The 1,911-nt window shown below is 67.3% G+C and carries 2 protein-coding genes; both read right to left on the bottom strand.

All coding sequences use genetic code 11. The features are described 5' to 3' along the window. Nucleotides 1–142: 142 nt before the first annotated feature. Nucleotides 143–748 carry a molybdenum cofactor guanylyltransferase gene (mobA, locus tag A9X05_RS11770; protein WP_067749520.1) on the bottom strand — a complete coding sequence of 202 codons (606 nt, stop codon included), beginning with the start codon at nucleotides 746–748 and terminating at the stop codon, nucleotides 143–145. Nucleotide 749: 1 nt separating this feature from the next. Then, nucleotides 750–1,841 (bottom strand): 2-oxoacid:ferredoxin oxidoreductase subunit beta, encoded by a 1,092-nt coding sequence (locus A9X05_RS11765; protein ID WP_067749518.1) that lies wholly within the window; start codon nucleotides 1,839–1,841, stop codon nucleotides 750–752. Nucleotides 1,842–1,911 lie beyond the last annotated feature (70 nt).

The following is a 1,911-nucleotide window of genomic DNA, read 5'->3' as shown; positions in this document are numbered from 1 at the left end:
ACCCCAACAGATCACAAAATGGCAAATACCATCACCCGGCACATCGCCCAGCAATTGTTTAAGCGGAAAGCAGCTCTTCTCATGCCGAATTCACTCACGAATTCTCGCCCGGTTATGCGCACCCGCTCGGGTGCGTTGCGGGTCAGCTGCGGGACTGCGCGAGGGCGCGTAGCTCGGCGTCGGTGTTGACGTTGGTCAGCGACCGCGACTCCGAGGTCACGATGCGCTGGGCGTCCGACGCATCCACCAGGGCGCGCATCTTGCGCTCGCCGGCGGCCACCAACGCGTCCACGCGGTCGGCCAGGTCGGTCCGGTACACCGCGGCAAGGTAGTGGTCCTGGCCGTCCCACGGCAGCACCACTTCCGCGCCGGTCTCCACCGCCCGACGGGCGAGATCGTCGATGAGTTCGACTGCCAGGAACGGCATGTCGACCGCGCAGACGAACGCGAGCCGCGCCCCGGCGTCGGCCGCCGCGCGCAGCGCCCGCCCCGTCGCCGGCAGCGGCCCCAGCCCACGCAGTTCGTCGCGCATCACCCGAGCCTGCAGTTCGGGGAGCGGCTGCCCCTGGGCGGCCATGACGAGCACCGGGTCGCAACGCTGTTGGAGGACGCCGACGACGTGCTCGACCATCGTGGTCGAGCCGGATCCAGCGGATGGCGGGATCGGGAGGTTGGCCTTGTCGCGGCCCATGCGTTGCGAGGCGCCGCCGGCCAGGACAACCCCGGCCAGGGAGATTGTTTCGCTCACGTCAGTCGACGGTCCAGGTGTCGCGGCCACGCAGCAATGATTGCAGAGCGGCGTCGTCGAACGGCTTCGAGGCCCGCGCGGCCTGCACCTGGGAGCGCGCCGCGTCGTCGTACGTGGGCCGGCTGACGTCCCGGAAGATGCCGAGCACAGTGTGATCGAGATTCTGATCGGACAGCCGGGACAGCGCGAACGCGTAGGCCGAGTCGTCGGTGTGCGCGTCGTGCACCATTATTTCGTCGACGGACACGTCGGCGGTCTTGGCGAACTCGAGGCCGAAGCCGGACTTCACCACGCAGTACTCGCCGTCGGCACCGAAGGTGATCGGCTCGCCGTGGCGGATGTTGATCACCCGCTCCTCGGCGCCTTCCTTGCGGAGCACGTCGAATGATCCGTCGTTGAAAATCGGGCAGTCCTGCAGGATTTCGACCACGGCGGCGCCGCGGTGCTCCGCGGCCGCGCGCAACACCTCGGTGAGCCCGTTGCGGTCGGAGTCCAGGGCGCGGCCGACGAACGTCGCCTCGGCACCCAGCGCAAGCGACACGGGGTTGAACGGGTGGTCCAGCGACCCCATGGGGGTCGACTTGGTGACCTTGCCGACCTCCGACGTGGGCGAGTACTGGCCCTTGGTCAACCCGTAGATCCTGTTGTTGAACAACAGGATCGTGATGTTGACGTTGCGGCGCAGCGCGTGGATCAGGTGGTTGCCACCGATCGACAGCGCGTCGCCGTCACCGGTGACCACCCACACCGACAGGTCCTCTCGGGCCAGGGCCAGACCGGTGGCGATCGCCGGTGCGCGGCCGTGGATGGAGTGGAAGCCGTAGGTCTCCAGGTAGTACGGGAAGCGGCTCGAGCAGCCGATGCCGCTGACGAACACGATGTTCTCGCGGCGCAGCCCGAGCTCGGGCAGGAAGTTGCGAATGGTGTTGAGGATGACGTAGTCACCGCAGCCGGGGCACCAGCGGACCTCTTGATCACTGGTGAAGTCCTTGCCCTTCTGCGGCTGGTCCGTGGTGGGCACGCCGTCGTTCTTCTTCAACCTCGGCGTCAGCCCGAGGTCGGTGCCCGCCAGATTTCCCATCAGGTCGGTCATTCGCTAGCTCCCGCTCCCACCGTTGCCGCCGCCATTCGGGCGACCATCGTCTTGTCTTGCTCGATTTCGG

This window comes from Mycobacterium sp. E3298, assembly GCF_001666895.1.
Classification (GTDB): domain Bacteria; phylum Actinomycetota; class Actinomycetes; order Mycobacteriales; family Mycobacteriaceae; genus Mycobacterium.
This window is presented reverse-complemented; position numbering and strand designations above follow the sequence as displayed.

Excerpts from the sequence above, each read along its gene's own strand:
- A9X05_RS11765 (WP_067749518.1), bottom strand. The coding sequence starts at position 1,841 with ATGACCGACCTGATGGGAAATCTGGCGGGCACCGACCTCGGGCTGACG.